This window comes from Nocardiopsis sp. NPDC006832 (genome assembly GCF_040635885.1).
Taxonomy (GTDB): domain Bacteria; phylum Actinomycetota; class Actinomycetes; order Streptosporangiales; family Streptosporangiaceae; genus Nocardiopsis.
In genome coordinates this window covers 98059-115108 of the sequence record NZ_JBEYLC010000012.1, presented here as the reverse complement: position 1 = coordinate 115108, position 17050 = coordinate 98059, and the positions used below count along the sequence as shown (strand labels likewise).

At 67.3% G+C, this 17050-nt stretch carries 12 protein-coding genes and 1 tRNA gene; 6 read left to right on the top strand and 7 right to left on the bottom strand.

Annotated features, from left to right (window positions below):
* The 5 genes from ABZ717_RS08840 to ABZ717_RS08820 all read right to left on the bottom strand — a co-directional run.
* On the bottom strand, window positions 1–925 hold a 925-nt coding region (locus ABZ717_RS08840), incomplete at its 3' end, for a type I restriction endonuclease (RefSeq protein ID WP_358507454.1).
* Window positions 922–2034 (bottom strand): restriction endonuclease subunit S, encoded by a 1113-nt coding sequence (locus tag ABZ717_RS08835; protein WP_358507452.1) that lies wholly within the window; start codon window positions 2032–2034, stop codon window positions 922–924. The genes ABZ717_RS08835 and ABZ717_RS08840, both read right to left, overlap by 4 nt.
* Window positions 2031–3599 (bottom strand): type I restriction-modification system subunit M, encoded by a 1569-nt coding sequence (locus ABZ717_RS08830; RefSeq protein WP_358507450.1) that lies wholly within the window; start codon window positions 3597–3599, stop codon window positions 2031–2033. The genes ABZ717_RS08835 and ABZ717_RS08830 overlap by 4 nt, the downstream gene beginning before the upstream one ends.
* Before the next feature lie 94 nt (window positions 3600–3693).
* Window positions 3694–4587, bottom strand: a complete 894-nt coding sequence (locus tag ABZ717_RS08825) for an RNA methyltransferase (protein WP_358507448.1) — start codon at window positions 4585–4587, stop codon at window positions 3694–3696.
* 18 nt (window positions 4588–4605) lie between these two features.
* Window positions 4606–5223, bottom strand: coding sequence for a hypothetical protein (locus ABZ717_RS08820; protein WP_358507446.1), 618 nt, complete (start codon window positions 5221–5223; stop codon window positions 4606–4608).
* Window positions 5224–5655: 432 nt separating this feature from the next.
* On the opposite strand from ABZ717_RS08820, the gene ABZ717_RS08815 reads away from it, so the two are divergent.
* From ABZ717_RS08815 to ABZ717_RS08790, 6 genes are all read left to right on the top strand, one after another.
* Complete coding sequence (locus ABZ717_RS08815) at window positions 5656–7389, top strand: substrate-binding domain-containing protein (protein WP_358507444.1); 1734 nt, start codon at window positions 5656–5658, stop codon at window positions 7387–7389.
* Between the two features lie 387 nt (window positions 7390–7776).
* A complete protein-coding gene (locus tag ABZ717_RS08810; RefSeq protein ID WP_358507442.1) occupies window positions 7777–9543 on the top strand; it encodes a substrate-binding and VWA domain-containing protein in 1767 nt (588 codons plus the stop codon).
* Window positions 9544–9914: 371 nt separating this feature from the next.
* Entirely contained in the window at window positions 9915–10586 is a 672-nt protein-coding gene (locus ABZ717_RS08805; RefSeq protein WP_358507440.1) for a hypothetical protein, read from the top strand.
* Window positions 10587–10685: 99 nt separating this feature from the next.
* The gene (locus ABZ717_RS08800) at window positions 10686–12605 is read left to right on the top strand and encodes a DUF2510 domain-containing protein (protein WP_358507438.1); all 1920 of its coding nucleotides are present in this window, start codon (window positions 10686–10688) and stop codon (window positions 12603–12605) included.
* A gap of 104 nt (window positions 12606–12709) precedes the next feature.
* Window positions 12710–13360, top strand: coding sequence for an oligoribonuclease (orn, locus tag ABZ717_RS08795; RefSeq protein ID WP_358507436.1), 651 nt, complete (start codon window positions 12710–12712; stop codon window positions 13358–13360).
* A gap of 67 nt (window positions 13361–13427) precedes the next feature.
* Window positions 13428–13503, top strand: a tRNA-His gene (locus ABZ717_RS08790).
* Between the two features lie 241 nt (window positions 13504–13744).
* On the opposite strand, the gene ABZ717_RS08785 is transcribed toward ABZ717_RS08790, so the two are convergent.
* Window positions 13745–15211 carry a plasmid pRiA4b ORF-3 family protein gene (locus ABZ717_RS08785; RefSeq protein WP_358507434.1) on the bottom strand — a complete coding sequence of 489 codons (1467 nt, stop codon included), beginning with the start codon at window positions 15209–15211 and terminating at the stop codon, window positions 13745–13747.
* Between the two features lie 67 nt (window positions 15212–15278).
* Complete coding sequence (locus tag ABZ717_RS08780; protein WP_358507432.1) at window positions 15279–16424, bottom strand: hypothetical protein; 1146 nt, start codon at window positions 16422–16424, stop codon at window positions 15279–15281.
* Window positions 16425–17050: the final 626 nt, after the last annotated feature.

Genomic DNA, 17050 nt, shown 5'->3' with positions numbered 1-17050 from the left:
CGATCTGGTACGGCCGCATCACCAGCAGGTCCCGATCCGCGGTGAGCACGCAGTACTTCGTCAGGATGTTCAACAGCGAGTGCTTCGCAAAGAAGGTCTTCACGAACGCCGTGAGTTCGGTGATCGGCTGGTTGTTCGCATCGGCCCACCAGCTGGTGAACTCGAACGAGTTGCTCGTCTTCCTGCCCTTGCCAGCACCGCCAAATTTCTTCTGCTCGGCCAGGTGCCTGTTGCGAGTGCTGTTGGAGTAGTACTTCGTGAGCGTGCCGTTGCTGATCACGAACAATTGCACGTACTCGAACAGGCCCGACCCGACCCAGAAGCTGTCGCGCTGGTACCGGTTGATCTGGTTGAACGCCTCGCGGATATCCACGCCGCGACGCTTCAGCTCGATGTGCACCATCGGCAGCCCGTTGACGAGCACGGTCACGTCGTACCGGTTGGCGTACTTCGCCCCGCCCTCGCCAGTGTCACCCTCGCCGCGCCCGATCTCGTACTGGTTGATGACCTGCAGCCGATTGTTGTGGATATTCGTCTTGTCAACCAGCGCGATGTTCTTCGTCGACCCGTCGTCACGCCTGAGGATCTGGACGTGGTCCTCCTGGACCCGCACCGTCTTCTCGATGATGCCGTCGTTGGCACCTGCGATCTTCGTCGTGTAGAACTGCTCCCACTCGGCATCCGAGAAGGTCATCGTGTTGACCTTCTCGAGTTGCATGCGGAGGTTGGCAACCAGCTCCGCTTCGGAGGTGATCGGCAGGTAGTCGTACGCCTGCCCCTCGAGGAGCCGAATCACCTCCTTCTCGAGTGCAGACTCCGACTGATACGCATCGGCCCGCGACGGATCGTGAACATACTCAGCGACAACCGTGCTCTCCGACGAGACAGCGATCGGATCGTAGCCGCGTGCCGGTGCAACGCTCATGCCGGCAGCTCCTTGAACGTCAACAGGCGGTCACGGTAGTACTCGTACTGCTTACGACGGGCAACGAGCTCGCCCGGGAGACCAATACTGATGTCACTGACAAGGGTGTCGAGCTTGTCGAGCACCTCTCCATGACGACGCTGATCGACGATCGGAACGTATTGAGCTTCGACTTGCTTGACACGTCCAACAGCGAGCCCGGGCTGCGCAGACTTCGTCTTGTACTGGTTGAGGTCCATCTCGGTGAGTTTGTGGAACGCCCAAGACATGTCGACCGCCACCTTCGGGGTCACAACGACCGCGTGCTCGGTCGCATAGATCTTTCCCTCGGCACGGTGCACGTTGCCGCAAAGCGCCCCTTGGCGGCCAACGAAGATAACGCTCTCGTCGTAGTTGTACGAGCTCACATATCCGCGAAGGCCGTTCCCGCCGTAGCAAGGGTACGGCTTCTCTTCGGTCGGCTCATCAGAAATCTCTGCCGCCTTAATGTGCGTGCCAGCGCGCATTTCGAAGATCTCGCCCAACGGAATTATTCGGCCGCTCGCAGCTTCACCACCGCTCAGCAATTCTCGCCGATAGTGCTCGTACTGGACGCGCCGCGCTTCCAGCTCCGCTTCCAGCTCCGCTTCCAGCTGAGTGAACTTATCCAGTACTCGCACGATCTCGCGCTGCACTTCGAGAGGCGGCACCGGGAATGGAAAGTCCGTAATCATCGGCTTCCTGATCGAGGTCACAGTTGCACTGACGGCCTTCTGGACGATAAATCTCTTGAAATATGTCAAGAAGTAGAAATAGGCAAATCTGGGATGCACACGAGGGTCTGTGAAGTGAATCCGATATGCACGCTGGTGCAATGCATACTTGCCATTAACGTAGTGGAAAATCTCACCAATGCCGCCCTCGCCAGGGATAATCAGTGCTTCTTCGTCGAACTCATACGAGTCGATGCGCATGACGTCCTTCGAGCGGACGTAGAACGGGTAATTTCCGCCGTAAATAGCGTCCTTGCGGTCGCTACTACCAGTTCCGACCTGCGCGAGCACACCAATCTTGGCGTACTCTACCCCCTCCGGGCACAGCGCCTGAATGAGCTCGTCGATGCGGCTCACTTGGAGTCCTCCAGATCGGCCACGATCTCGTCGATCGCTGTCCGCAGCTCCGCTTGGCGAGCCACGATGCGCGCGATCTCGGCGTTCAGCTCGACGATGTCGACCTCCTCGCGGGTATCCTCCGCCTCCACGTACGATGACACCGCGATGTTGTAGTCATTCGCCGCGATGTCTTCGTTGCCCACGATGGTGGCGAAGTGGTCCTGGGGCTCGCGAGTCGTGAATGCGTCGAGGATCCTCGCTTGGTGCTCCTCGAGCAGCTTGTTCTTGTTACCAACGCGCTTGAACTCGGCCGACGCATCGATGAACAGCACGTCACTGGTCTTCTTCGACTTCTTCAGCACGAGGATGCAGGTCGCGATCGTCGTGCCAAAGAACAGGTCCGGCGGAAGCTGGATGACAGCGTCGACGTAGTTGTTGTCGACGAGGTACTGGCGGATCTTCCTCTCCGCTCCCCCGCGGTACAGCACGCCAGGGAACTCAACGATCGCCGCCGTGCCGTTCACCGCCAACCAGCTGAGCATGTGCATCGTGAACGCGAGGTCGGCCTTCGACTTCGGCGCGAGGACTCCTGCCGGTGCGAACCGTTCATCATTGATGAGCAGTGGGTTAGCGTCGCCGTCCCACTTGATCGAGTAAGGCGGGTTGGAGACGATCGCCTCGAACGGCTCGTCATCCCAGTGCTGTGGATCGATCAGGGTATCGCCGTGGGCGAGGTTGAAATCGGCGTAGTTAACGTCGTGCAGGAACATGTTGATCCGCGCGAGGTTGTACGTGGTCAGGTTGATCTCCTGACCGTAGAACCCCTGTCGGACGTTGTTCTTGCCGAGCACCTTGTCGAACTTCAGCAGCAGCGACCCGGAGCCCACCGCCGGGTCATAGACCTTGTTGACCTGCTTCTTGCCGACCACCGTGATGCGCGCCAGCAGCTCGGAGACCTCCTGCGGCGTGTAGTACTCCCCACCAGACTTGCCGGCGTTGGCGGCGTACATCTGCATCAGGTACTCGTAGGCGTCACCGAACAGGTCGATCGAGTTGTCCTCCCACCGCCCCAGCGGCAGGTCGCCGATCGCGTCGAGCAGCTTCACCAGCTTCTGATTGCGCTTGGCGACCGTCGAGCCCAACTTGTTGCTGTTGACATCCAGATCATCGAACAGACCCTTGATGTCGTCCTCACTGTCCGTACCCAGCGCCGACGCCTCGATGTTCTTGAAGACCCGCTCGAGCGTCTCGTTGAGATTCTCGTCGCCCGCGGCACGATCGCGCACATTGGCGAACAAGTCGGACGGCAGGATATAGAACCCCTTCTCCGCGACAACCTCGTCGCGAGCGAACTCCGCGTCAGAATCCGCCGCCAGCCGGTAGTCAAACGACACCTCGCCCGCATCGTGCTCGTTCTTGTTGAGGTACGCCGTGAGGTTCTCAGAAATGAACCGGTAGAAGAGCATTCCCAGCACGTAGGACTTGAAGTCCCACCCATCGACGCTGCCGCGCAGGTCATTGGCGATGCGCCAGATCGTCTTGTGCAACTCTGCTCGCTGCGCCTCTTTGGTCGTCGGTGCCATGGGTCGTGCTCCTCCGCGCCACTGCGCAATCACGGTGTTGGGTTGTTTGCTCTTACGATATCGGGTGCCACTGACACTCGGGCTTCCCGCATCATCACCGCGTCGCGTAGAACGCCACGGCGGCGGCTGCCGTCACGTTCAACGAGTCGACTCCGCCCATCATCGGGATCGTGACCCGGCGGTCGAGCAGTGCATCCGTCTCCGCGGTGATGCCGTGGCCTTCGGTGCCGAACACGAGAGCGAGCTTCTCGTGATCTTCGGCCACCAGCTCGTCGAGGGTGATCGCGCCTTCCCCCAACGTCATGCCGGCCAGGATATAGCCAGCCGCCTTGAGCTCCGCAATGCCCTTTGTCCAATCGGGGATCCGTGTCCACGGCACTTGGAAGACCGTGCCCATCGAGACCCGTACCGAGCGCCGGTACAGCGGGTCAGCGCAGGTCGGAGACACCAGCACCGCATCGAGGCCCAAGGCGGCTGCATTACGGAAGGCGCTGCCGACGTTGGTATGGTCAACGAGCCCCTCCAGCACCGCGATCCGACTGCGTCTGCGAGGCTCGGCGGCGGGTTCCGGATGGGCTAGTTTGGGACCACACACGTTGGTGTGGTCGACCAGGTCCTCCAACACCACGATGGCGCGCGCCTGGGCGAGCACCTCGCCCAGCTCCGGCAGGGGCTTGCGGTGGTAGGCGGCCAGGGCGCCGCGGTGCAGGTCGAATCCGACGAGGCGTTCAGCGGTCTCCTCGCTGACGACGTACAGCGGCGCCTCGGTGGTGGCCACGACGTCGTCGAGGGCCCGGGCCCGCCGTTCGGTCAGCAGGAAGCTGCGCGGCGTGTACCCGGCGGTGGCGGCGCGGCGGATCACCTTGTCGCCCTCGGCCATGAACAGGCCGTGCTCGGCCTCCAGGTGACGGCGCAGGTTGACGTCGCGCAGACGGGTGTAGTCGGCCAGGCGCGGGTCGGTGGGGTCACTGACCCTGATGACATCCATGGTCACCGATTATCGCGCCTACTGCTCGGTCTCGAACCGTTCGGTGAGGGGAATCAGGCGCTGCCAGCGGGCCTCCTCGCAGGAGCCGCGGCGGGTCAGGGAGGTGTCGATCTCGCGCCCCTCCCAAACGCCCTCGATACCGGCCTGCTGGGGGCCGTAGACCTTGTCGGTGCACACGGTGCCGTCGCTGATCTCGGCGAACAGCGGGTGGCCCACGGGCTTCTCGGAGCCCTCGGACCCGGAGTCCTCTTCCTCGGCCTCCTCGGCGGGGGGCTCGGTGATGGTGGGGTCCTCGGCCATTCCGGCGGCGACCTCGGCCATCGCGGTGCAGGCCGCCGGGTCCTTGTCCAGGTCCCCGGTGCACTCCAGCGTCTGTACCCAGGCGTGGTGTCGGTCGGTGACCTGCACCCGCAACGTTCCGATCGGGCCGGAGAGCACGGGCTCCTCGGGGTCCGGCTCGATGACGCTGCTCAGCACCTCGGGGCTGGTCGCGTTGGTGGCCTCCACGTCCTGGGGCGGCAGCATCGATGGGCCCACGAACACGGCGTAGGTCACCGCACCGGTGCAGCAGGCACCGGCGAGGATCATGGAGCCGAGGTTGCCTCGGTTCCGTCGGTCACTGTGCGAATGGGACATGCCAAAACCCTCGGGGGTCGAATGGTCGCGGGGGCGTCCACGCGGGCCGGGCCCCGTCTTGGTGGGGCTTGCGCCGATCGGACGTCAAGTATCGGTCAAGCGAATACCGGGGGCCAATGGTAGCGGGGAGTCGGAAGTACATCTTGAGGAGCGCCGTAACGAAGCGGTCAAGGAGCACCTTGACCCGGTACCGATGTGAGCGGCACCACCCCCACCCTTCCACTCTCGCATTACCTGCCAGTAAGGTCCGGGGGAGGAATCGTTCGTTTCGCGGCCTACGGTCGTCCTCGCACATATTAGGACGCAGCCCGCGCGAGAACGGTTCACCCCACGAACCTTCCGCGGGTGCCGGGAACCGCACCCGGCGACCGCCACACGAGCCGGCCCCGGGCGACCGGGCGCCGGACGACCAGTCCCACCCCCGGAGTGCCCGTGTCCACTGGACGCCATCGACTTCCCTCCCCGGCCGTCACCACCTCGCGCAAGGCGGTGCGGTCGCCGATGGGGATCACCGCGATCGTCGTCGCCCTCATCGCCGTCGCGGCCATCGCCGTCCCCGTCGGCATGAACGTCCTCGGTTGCGGCGACACCCGTTACCTGCGGGTGTCCACGACCCAGAGCGTCGCTCCCGTGCTGCGCGAGGCCGCCACTGAGTTCAACTCCGACGAACCCCGCTACGGCGACGTGTGCGTGTACGCGCAGGTCGACGAGATCGCCCCGCACCGGATCATGGACGCGCTGTCCGGCAACCAGCTGGGCGAATCGAGCATCACCCCGCACGTGTGGATCCCCGAATCCTCGGCCTGGGTGGAACTGGCCCGGGTGTCGGCGGGCGGCGCGCACGGCATCGAGACCGACCCGCCCTCGCTGGCCAGCTCCCCCGTGGTGCTGGCCGCCCCACCGGGCACCGAGGGCATGCCCGACCAGGACGAGGCCGACTGGACCATGCTGCTGCCCGGGGAACGCGACCCCGACCGGCCCGTGGTGATGGTCGACCCCAACCGCGGCGCCGACGGCATGACGGTGATGCACGCGATCCGTGAACACCTGGGCACCGGCGACGACGCCGACACCGCGATGACCGACTTCGTCCGCGAGGTCCAGATGGACTCGGCCTTCGGTGAGTTGGACCTGACCACCGTGTTCACCGGTTCGACCGCCTCACAGGACCGGCAGGACCCGGTCATCGCGGTGCCCGAACAGGCGGTGGTCTCCTACAACCTGCGCCGCGCCGACTCCGCGCCCGAGTTGCGGGCGCACTATGTCGAGGACGGCACCGTCGGCCTGGACTACCCCTACGTGACCGTCACCGAGGAATCCGCGCTGCGGTCGGCCGCCGCCGACCTCTACCAGGTGGTCGGCACCGACGCCTACCGCGGTCAACTGCGCGAGCTGGGTTTTCGCGACCCGAACGGTGAGGCGTCCTCGGTGCTGGCCGCCCAGCCCGGCATCGAGGCGGCGGCCCCGCCCACGCACGAGGAGCTGACCGGCGACGCCCTGCTGGCCTCGGTCACCGACTGGAACCGGCTGTCGATGCCCAGCCGCACGTTGGTGCTGGCCGACGCGTCCCAGAACATGTCCGAGGACCTCAACGGCGGCCCCGCGCGGATCGAGGTCGCCAAGCAGGCCGCGCTCCTGGGCCTGTCGCTGTTCCCGGACGAGACCGACATGGGCCTGTGGCTGATGTCCGACCGATACGGCGAGAGCGGTCGTGAGGAGGCCGCGGAGATGCACCCCTTGGGCCAGGCCGACGACGGGGACGTGACGCGCCGCCAGGAGATGAGCGCGGTCGCCGAGGACCTGGAGACACAGGGCGGCGACTCGCGCCTGTACGACAACATCCTGGCCGCCTACGACGAGGTTCAGGACGACTTCCACGAGGACAAGATCAACAGCGTCATCCTGCTGACCGCCGGTCAGGACGAGGGTTCCAGCGAGATCTCCCACGACGAACTGGTGGCCGCCCTACAGGACCGCTTCGACCCGGAGCGTCCGGTCACGATGTTCATCATCGGCTTCGGCGACCAGGCCGAGGAGCAGGAGTTGGCGCAGATCGCGCGGGCCACGAGTGGTTCGTCGTTCGTCACCGAGGACCCGGCGGAGATCGGCGACTTCTTCCTCAGCTCGATCTCGCGCCGCCTGTGCGTGCCCAACTGCGACAACTGATCGGTCGACCCGGCGGTCGGCGGGTCGGGTACCCGGCAAGTCGAACGGCCACACCGACACCGGTGGTCTCGATTGAATATCGGAATCGCGTTTCGGTCGGACCGGTTCCCGAGCGACCTCGGGGAACCGGCCCGATCGGATTCCCCAAGGTGACCGCCGATATGCCCCGGTTTCCCACCACCGGATCACGACCCGTCTCCCCTGTCGGGGAGCCGGCCCCCATTCACTCGGTCTGAGGCTTTGAGTACGGTTCCCACCAGTAACACTCATAAGTTCGCCTCGCCCCGAGCCGAACCGGTAAGTACGGATTGACCCGTACCCCCTATCCCCGTACCCGATCATCCCCCTGTACGAGATCCGTCCGTACACCACCCCGTGAGGAAAGCTGTGGGACGTCACCGCGGAAAATACGCAGAAGAACCCTCCGGCCGAAGCAGACGCCGTCGTGGCCGTGGCGGGGCGTTCGTCGCTCTGGCCGCCGCGATGGTGATCGTCGTCGGTCTCGCCGTCGCGGGCGTGTACATGTTCGGCAAGCAGGGCGGCTGCGGCGGTTCCGACATCGAACTGGACATCGCGGTCAGCCCCGAACTGGGCCCCGCCCTGACCGACGTCGCGAGCGACTTCAACGCCGAGGACCACAACGTCGACGGCAACTGCGTGCGCGCCGAGGTGCGCCAGGTCGACTCGGCCAACGTCGCCTACGGCATCACCGGCTCCGGCGCGACCATGGGCGACACCGACTCCGACGTGTGGATCCCCGACTCCTCGCTGTGGAGCCGTCTGGTGCAGAGCCAGGCCGGCGACGCCGTCATCACCGAGACCGGCACCTCCGTCGCCCGCACCCCGCTGGTCCTGGCCGAGCTCGCCCGGTTCGCGGAGGCCGACGAAGAGCCCACCACCTGGTCCGACGTGGTCCCCACCGCCGCCCCCGGTGAGGACAGCGGTCGCACCGTCCGCGTGGTCGACCCGGTCCGCAGCTCCAGCGGCCTCGGCACCCTGTACCTGTTGCAGGGGGCGCTGGAGGAGTCCAGCTCCGACGCGGACACCTTCAACGCGCACATGACCGCGGCCCTGCAGTCCCTGCACCAGGGCGCCTCCGCCGACGAGGACGCCGCGTTCCTCGCGCTGAGCGGCGGCACGGAAAGCTCCCCGCCCGTCATGGTGATGTCGGAGCAGGCGGTGTGGCGGTACAACGCCGCCCACGGCGACAACCCGGCCCAGCCCGGCTACCTGGACGACGGCACCTACTTCCTCGACTTCCCGTACATCGTGCGCAGCGAGGACAGCGACATCACCCGCGCCGCCGAGGTGTTCCGCACCGCGGTGCGCTCCGACGAGGCCCAGCAGCGGCTGCTCGACGAGGGGTTCCGTGGCGCCGAGGGCCGATCCGACCCCTCGGTGCTGTCCACCGACGCCGGGTTCGCCGAGGGGGAGCCGACCGAGCTGGCCGCCCCGTCGGACGGTTCCATCACCGACCTGACCCGGTCCTGGACCCAGATGAAGATGGACTCGCGGGTCCTGACCATCGTGGACGTCTCCGGTTCGATGCTGGCCGAGGTGCCCGGGACCGGGCTGACCCGTATGCAGGTGACCGCCGCGGCCTCCGGCGAGGGTCTGCAGATGTTCACCGAGACCTCCGAGCTGGGTCTGTGGGAGTTCTCCACCAACGTCAACGACGACCTCCACTACCAGGAGCTCGCCCCCGTCCGGGAACTGCAGGCCACCGACGACAACGGCAACACGCACCGCGACGTGATCGGCTCGTCCCTGCAGAACCTGCAACCGCTCCCGCAGGGCGACACGGCGCTGTACGAGACCTACCTGGCCGCCTACCAGGAGATGTCCACCAACTACCAGCCGGACAGCACCAACGTCATCCTGATGCTCACCGACGGGGACAACGACAACCCCGGCGGCATGGAACTGGAGGAACTGCTGGAGCAGATCAACGAGCTGTCCAGCCCCTCCCGGCCGATCCCGATCATCACGATCGCCTTCGGCCCGGACGTTCAGCACCTGGAGCCGCTGCAGCAGATCGCCGCGGCCACCGGTGGCGCCGCGTACATGACCGAGGACCCGACGGAGATCGGTGAGATCTTCCTGCAGGCGTTCTCGCTGCGGATCGCCGAGGAGGGCGAGGAAGAAGCGGAGTGACCCGGGCGCCTCGGGGCGCGAACGGGGTCCGGGGCCGGGCCGTGGTGCAGACCGCGGACCGGCCCCTTCGTCTTGCCCGGTGGCGGACCCGACGTGAGCCCGGTCGTTGCGGTCCGACCACAACCGTTCCGGACCGTCCCTTACCGGGCCTTCCAGTACTCCATAGTGCTTCCGGGGTTCTCCACGGACGTCTGTGTCCCGCGGGTTCGGTGCGCGGAACGGAAGGTGACATGAACCTAACCGGACGCCGAAGGGCTATGGACTTCTCACCCGCGGTGGCGTACCACGGATAGACCTGGATCCGGGCCGCCCTAAGCCCTCTCTCCCCGGATCCCCAGGCACGACGAGCAGTACGACCGAATGGGAGTGCCATGGCGAAGGCGTGGATGCCCGGTGCCGAGAGGATCGACGGCGGGCCCGCCCACACGGTGAAGGGGGCCGGGGCCCCACGAGCGGTCTGGACGGTGACCGGCAGCGATCCGGGCGTGTGGTCGGCGGCCGAGGAGGCACGGCGACTGCTCCACGAGGGCCGGAGCACGCACCTGGTGTGGAACCCGGTGAGCGGGGAGGTCGTCCAGCTGCTCGCCGCCACCCGCCGCGCGGGGATGGCGCTGGGCGGCACCACGATCTTCGGTCGCCACCTGGACCACGGCGACGAGGGGCGCGTGTGCCTCGTGGTGGCCGCGGTGGGCACGAAGGAGCGGCCCTTCACCGACGGCCCCATGACGGGCCTGTCCACGCTCTTGGGGTGGCTGGACTCCTGGGGTGTGTCCCGGACCTGGCCGGCCGGACCTCCCGGACGCAGGGGCGTCGGGGGCGGGGCCACGGTCGAGGCCGCGGTGCGGTGCTGGTCCCGGGGCGGCCACTTCGGCCACGACCAGGTACCGGGTTCGGTCGCTTCCGCCCCCGGGCCCGTCTCCGTGGGGCTGTTGCTCTCCGGTGGTGGTTCCGGGGCTTCCGGCGGGCAGGGGGTGCCCCTGTTCCCGAAGGGTTCCGGGATGCCTCGCTCGCACCAGGAACCACAACTCCCGGTGATCACCTAGGCACTTTCCGCGAGGCTTCGGACCCCCGATTCCCCACCTTCTCGGAGAAACGGATACCACTGGTTAAGTACGGCTCCAAAACCCCTTAGTCTGTCGCCCATGGGTGGATCTATCGAGCCGGGTTGGTACGCGGACCCGCAGGGTGACGCACAGACACTCAGATGGTGGAACGGCGAGGGGTGGACGCGGCATACCCGTTCACTGAGTGAGCTCCAGAGCGGCGCCGGTGGCTCCGACGAGGAACCCGCCACCACCTACCTGGGCGGACAGGACGGGGGCACCGCCCCCACGGATGACGAAGAGGAAGGCACGGTCCGGCTGGGTTCACCGGCACCGTCGCCCGCTCCGATCGAAGACGAACCGAGCACCATGCGGATCGACCCCTCATGGGCTCGGCAGGCCTCCCCCACACCCGGTCCCCCCGCCGGGTCCGACGACGAGCAGGGAACCGTCCGGATCGACCCGTCCTGGCAGGAGTCGGCCGCCACCCCCACGCCGCCCCCGCCCGTCGGTGACGAACCGAGCACCATGCGGATCGACCCGTCCTGGAGTCGGGACGAGGACGACGAGGCCACCGCGGACCTCGGTGGCGCCGCCCAGGATTTCAGAGACCACGCACCGGTCGACGCCCCGGGCGGCGACGCCGGCGCGACCATCCGGGTCAACCCTTCCGACCTGCCCCGAACCGGCGAGGACGGGCTTCCCACCGCGGACCTGACCGGCGACGAGACACCAACGGCCGACCTCGGTGACGATGCCGGCGCCGACCAGGCACCGCGCACCGCCGTGTTCGACCCCGACGAGATCGGCACCGGCGGGGCCGGTGACGCTCCCCGCACGGCCGTCTTCAACCCGGACGTGGTCGGCGAGGCGCCGCGCACCGCGGTGTTCGACCCCGGAGCCGGGGCACCGGCCCCCGGCGGTACCGCCGTCTTCGACCCCAACGACCCGATGTTCTCCGGCGGTGTCGAACAGGGCTCCGGCGAATCCGAGGACGGCAAGGGCGGCAAGTTCAACAAGTTCTTCGGCAACCTCAAGGAAGGCTGGGCCGACCTTTCCGAGGAACGCAAGGAGCAGCGCCGCCACGCCGAGGAAGAGGCCGCCAAGAAGCGCGAGGAAGAGCGGGTTCGCAAGGAGGCCGAGGCCCAGAAGCAGGCCGAGGAGGCTCGGCAGCGGGCCGAGGAGGAGCGTAAGCGCGCCGAGGAGGCCGCCAAGAACGCTCCCCCCGTTCCCCCCGGCACGCCCGGTATCCCCGGCGCACCCGGTGAGGCCGAAACCCCCGGCGCCCCCGGAGCTCCCGGTACCCCGGCCCCGCCTGCGGGCGCGTCCGCGGCGGGCGCTCCACCCGCCGAGTGGACCCCGCAGAACCCGGGCCGGCCCCGACCCGGCGCCCAGCAGCCGCCCTCGGGACCCCAGCCGGGACACGCCCCCGCCGCCCCACCACCCGGCGTCTTCCCCGGTCATCAGCCGCCGCCCGGCGCCCAACAGGCCCCCTCGGGTGCTCAGCAGGCTCCCCACCGTCCCCCGTCCGGACCCAACAACCCCCCGCCGGGCTTCCCGCCTCCGGGATACCCGCCCCAAGGCCCACCCCCGGGACAGCCGCCTCACCAGCAGTACTCCCAGCCGCCCCAGCGTTTCGGCCCGCCTCCGGGGCAGCCCCCGATGCCGCCGCACGGCCATCCCCCACAGGGTTACGGTCCGCCTCCAGGGCAGCCCCCCATGGGCGGCGCCCCCGGTGGTCCGGGGCGGCCTCCCGGCCCCGGTGGTCCTCCCCCGGGTGGTCCGCAGTGGGGTCACAACCCCCCGCCCGGATCGCACGGCAACCCGTACGGTCGACCACCGCAGCAGAAAAGGAAAAAGAAGGGTGGCTGCGGGTGCGGCTGCTTCTTCCTCGCGCTGATCATCCTGGTCGTCCTCGCCCTGGGCTACCTGCAGTTCTGGGACGTGTGGGACTGGATGTACACGATCTTCGACCTCGGTAACCCTCCGGGGATGTCCGACCCGTTCGTCTGGGACTGACCGGAGCGAACGGCTCCGGGTGAAACGCGCGGGGTGTCGGGTCACGGGACCCGGCACCCCGCGCATCGTCCGATTCACGGCCCGAAACCCCTAAGCTGACCGGTATGAACGACAGCTTGGTGTGGATCGACTGCGAGATGACCGGCCTCGACTTCGAGAACGACGCGTTGATCGAGGTGGCCTGTCTCATCACCGACAGCGAACTCAACATCCTCGACGAGGGTGTCGACATCGTCATCAAACCCCCGCAGTCGACGTTGGACCGGATGGGCGACTTCGTCCGGAACATGCACACCACCTCGGGCCTGCTGGAGGAGCTCGACAAGGGCGTGACCCTGCAGGAGGCCGAGGACCGCGTCCTGGAGCACATCCGCCGGTACGTGTCCGAACCGGGCAAGGCGCCCCTGTGCGGCAACTCCATCGCCACCGACCGAACCTTCCTGGCCCGCGACATGAAGCGCATCGACGAGTTCCTGCACTACCGGATGGTCGACGTTTCCTCCATCAAGGAGCTGCTGCGCCGCTGGTACCCGCGCGTGTACTACGCGAGCCCGGAGAAGAACGGCGGCCACCGGGCGCTGGCCGACATCACCGAGAGCATCAGAGAGCTGCGCTACTTCCGCGCCGCCGCCTTCGTCGCCGATCCCGGCCCGGACTCCGCGACCGCCCGCGCCATCGCCGCCGAGACCGTCGAGGGTGGTACGGGCTTCAAGGCGCGTGACGCGGCTCTCGCCCGGCCCTCCTCGGAAAAGTGATCGAAGCACTCCCCGGAGTCCGCTAGGATTACATACGTACGCAGGGCCGAGAGGCCCGGCGCACATGGTGGGTGTAGCTCAGTCGGTAGAGCACTTGGTTGTGGTCCAAGAAGTCGCGGGTTCAAGTCCCGTCACTCACCCCAGAGGCTCAAGCCCCTGGCCGGCGCGAAAGCGCAAAGGTCAGGGGCTTTTGCGTGTCCGGGGGTGCACCAGCGGGTGCACGGGACCCACGCCCTGGGCCGGTGAGTGAGCACCACCCATCCCGTCACTCACTTCAGCGAGCTGAGATCCTGAACTGGGAAAACACAAAACAACTGAGGAGACCTCCAGCTTCGGGGCGCGCCTTGGCCTTCGCCAAGACACGACATCGACTCGCTCACGAGTTCAGATTCGTAGCGCCGCACGGGCGAACGCCACACCCCGCTTCGTCGGCGCGGAACCAGAGCCAAACGCGCCCTTCGTCCACCCTCCCAGGGTTTCCAGCACCACCCACGCTTCATAGGCGGCGTCACGAGCCGCCATGGGATCCACCGGCATACCCTCGCCGACACGCCACCCCATCACGGTCAGGATGTCCGCGACGTCCCCGGGCACGTCCCGGCTCCCCGTGGCCACGAACAGGAACATCAGCAGACACCCCCACCGCTCGACCTCAGCGCGGGGCGCGGGCGGCATGCGCTCGGCGAGATGGTCCCAGATCGCCCGGGGGTCATCACGCACCGCCTGCCCCGCCTTGGTGAGCAGGAGCCGTCCCTTGGACTTGCGCAGCAGGCCCGCCTTCTGCGCGGATTCGCGCAGGTTCAGGACCGGGAGGGTCCGGCTCTCGCGGTTGGCCCTGCCGAGCCACCTCCCCTCCAGCCCGAGCACCGCTGCGGCTTCGCGCACCCTGGCAGGGGGCAGGTATCCGGCACCGGTGAGCTTGACACCATCGTCACCGACGTACTCCAACAGCCACGAGTACGGCCTCACCATCTCCTTGACGGTGGCCGGACCCGGCTCATCTCCCTCCCGCGCGGAGGCCTTGGCCGCCAAGACCAGCAGGCGGGCGCGCATCTGGTCGGGCACGGATTCCAGCAGGTCGGCGACCGCCCCAGGGAGTTGCTCGGGCAGCGGCCCGGACACCGCCGTCAACGCCGCGTTGACCTCGTCGACGTCGAAGGGGACCGGTGCCCGATCCGGGTCGGGGGCCTGACCGTAGGTCTGCCGGTACTCGGCGAGTGCCTCGGTGTGGTGCGGGTGCTCGGGGTCGGTGGCGGCGCTGACGAACTCGTACCCGTAAACGCCTCCGCAGTCCTCGGGCGGAGCGGCCCGCTTACCCGCGGTGCACTTCGCTCTCGGAACGTCGTCCTCCCGGGGGAGGACGGCCTGGAGGGTGATCAGGTGGTCCCAGTCGTCTCCGAAGTCGTACAGGTAGGAGAGCCGGTCCCCCTTCTCGACCAGGACCTCGTCCAGTCGCACCTGGTCCTCGGGGATGCCGGGCTTGCCTTCCTGGGCTTCGAACGGGCACAGGTACAGCTCGGCCTCCCGGCTGTAGTAGGAGCCCCCGCTGGCGAACCCGTGCAGGTGGTAGTCCTCCCAGCCGAACGCGGCTTGGAGGATCGTGTGCACCTCGTTGAGGAACAGGTCCGAATCCAGCTCCAGCCTGCGCCACACCGGTGGCTTCGTGCCGCTGATCTCCACCCTTACCCGATAGGTCGCCGTCTCCTCCCGTCGGGGACGGCGCCGGGACGGACGCGGCCCTTCCTCGAAGTGACCGAAGCCGAACGGCGAGCCGATTCCGACACCGTAGGCGGCGGCACGCAGCAGGTTCTCGATGTCTTCCGGAAGGGGAAGGTCGCCGTGATCGCTCATGGGGGCAAAATACCGTCTCCCCGGTCCCGGTGGGCCGAGAACGGGGCCGTCCTCGGGCCAACCCGGTTCACCTTTCCAGTCCGGCCTCGTCCATGCGGCGCTGGAGTCCGCTCTTGCGGCGGTGCCGTTCCCGCATCTCCCGAAGCGGCCGGGCGAAGGCGTCCCGCTCCCCTTGCCGTTCAGCGAGGGCGTGCAGGTCCGCCAGCAGTGAAACGGCCCGGTCGTACTCTTCGGGGAGCTTGGTGCTGATGCGCTCCTCGACCTCCTGCCACGCCGCTTCGCCCCGACCGGCCAGGCCCTCCAGGCGCGCCTCCCGGGCCGCGGCGGCTTCCTCTCCGCGCCGCTGTTCCCGTTGGGCCTCCAGCGCGGCCTCCTCTCGCTCCCTCCGGGCCCGGAGTTCCCCGGCAGCGCTCCACAGCTCGCGAACGGTGCGCGTGCCCTCGGCAATGGCCGGGCCTCCACGCGTTTGGACTTGGAAGGCCTGAAGCATCCGGGACCGCGCCCGGGCGGCTCCTCCTTCGACGACGAGCCCCAGGAGGCGGTCCTTCTCCTTGACCGGCAGGTTCTCGATCCATCCGGTCATCTCCCCTCGCCGATCGTTTCCGGTCGGCAGAGGCGGGGAGACCTGGGCGGCCACCGACAGCAGGTCCGAGTCGATGCGCAGGAATTCCGCTACCGCGCGCAAGGGGGCACTCAGGTCACCCAGGCCGGCCGGGACCGGCGGTTCCACTTCCCCATCGTCGAGTTCGTCGTCGGCCTGCACCGACAACAACCATGCGAGGTACAGCAGGCGCCGATCGCCTCCCAGCAGTTCCGCGCGTACCGGGGCGATGCCCGCCAGGCCCACTGGGTACTCGACGAAATCGGGTTCCTCGTCCTGAGAGAGCAGGGATATGACGGTGCGGCCCTTCCCGGTCGTGGAATACGCGGCCTCGGTGAGCAGGTAGGGCTTGATATCCGCGGGCCTCAGGATCGAACTCGGGGCGGAGATCATGATCCACCGGGTCCCCCACTCGGCGAAGTAGGCGAATACGTCGAAGTGGGTTCGCATCAGCCGTGCCGGATCACCACGGAAGTCACCCCAGTGGTACTCGTTGGTGAACGAGGTCGCCGTGATGGTCGCCCTGGTGGACAGGTCCCGCAGTCTGGAGCGCTGGTTCTCGTCCAATGGTCGGTCCAGGGCGAGGAAGTCGTAGTGCTGGTAGGCGCTCATGGCAGGGCGGTCCTTCCTGAGATCGGTATCGGTGCCCGGGGCTCCACCGGGGCGCGGAGCGGGGGGTGTCCGCTTCAGTGCGCAGCGCTCACACCGACCGGTGAACTCCGTGCGGGTGCGCGGAGGGATGAACGGAGTGGCGCACGGGAACATCGTTCCTCACCGGGTTCGGCCCAAGGCGCGAATCGGCCCATTCCCTTGTCCGTCCTGGCGCACCCGGAGGGTGCACACCTCCCTACGGAACGCGGGGCAACGCGACACGACCGAGCACCCACCTCCCCCACTACCTGCGGATTCTCGCATCACCGCAGGTCAAACCACTCCCCCACCAGCATTCAAGTCCCGTCACTCACCCCAGAGGCTCAAGCCCCTGACCAGCGAGAACATCGCAAGGTCAGGGGTTTTTGCGTTCCCGGGGGTACGCCCGAGTGGACGAAGCGGCCACGACCCCGCACCGAACCGCCGCGTCCACGACGAAGCGGCGATCAGCGGATGAGCCGGACACCCCTGATGCACCACGGCTCCGGTCAGTGGCAGGAGAACTTCTGACCCCGACCAATAGGGGAATTGTCGAAGTAGTCTGATAACCGACCTTATCAAGTAGTCGTCTGCATTCCGACCTATGA

Bases quoted from the DNA above. Each gene is read 5' to 3' on its own strand.
- ABZ717_RS08800 (WP_358507438.1), top strand. From the start codon at position 10,686: ATGGGTGGATCTATCGAGCCGGGTTGGTACGCGGACCCGCAGGGTGAC.
- ABZ717_RS08785 (WP_358507434.1), bottom strand. From the start codon at position 15,211: ATGAGCGATCACGGCGACCTTCCCCTTCCGGAAGACATCGAGAACCTG.
- orn (WP_358507436.1), top strand. From the start codon at position 12,710: ATGAACGACAGCTTGGTGTGGATCGACTGCGAGATGACCGGCCTCGAC.
- ABZ717_RS08805 (WP_358507440.1), top strand. From the start codon at position 9,915: ATGGCGAAGGCGTGGATGCCCGGTGCCGAGAGGATCGACGGCGGGCCC.
- ABZ717_RS08780 (WP_358507432.1), bottom strand. From the start codon at position 16,424: ATGAGCGCCTACCAGCACTACGACTTCCTCGCCCTGGACCGACCATTG.
- ABZ717_RS08820 (WP_358507446.1), bottom strand. From the start codon at position 5,223: ATGTCCCATTCGCACAGTGACCGACGGAACCGAGGCAACCTCGGCTCC.
- ABZ717_RS08825 (WP_358507448.1), bottom strand. From the start codon at position 4,587: ATGGATGTCATCAGGGTCAGTGACCCCACCGACCCGCGCCTGGCCGAC.
- ABZ717_RS08830 (WP_358507450.1), bottom strand. From the start codon at position 3,599: ATGGCACCGACGACCAAAGAGGCGCAGCGAGCAGAGTTGCACAAGACG.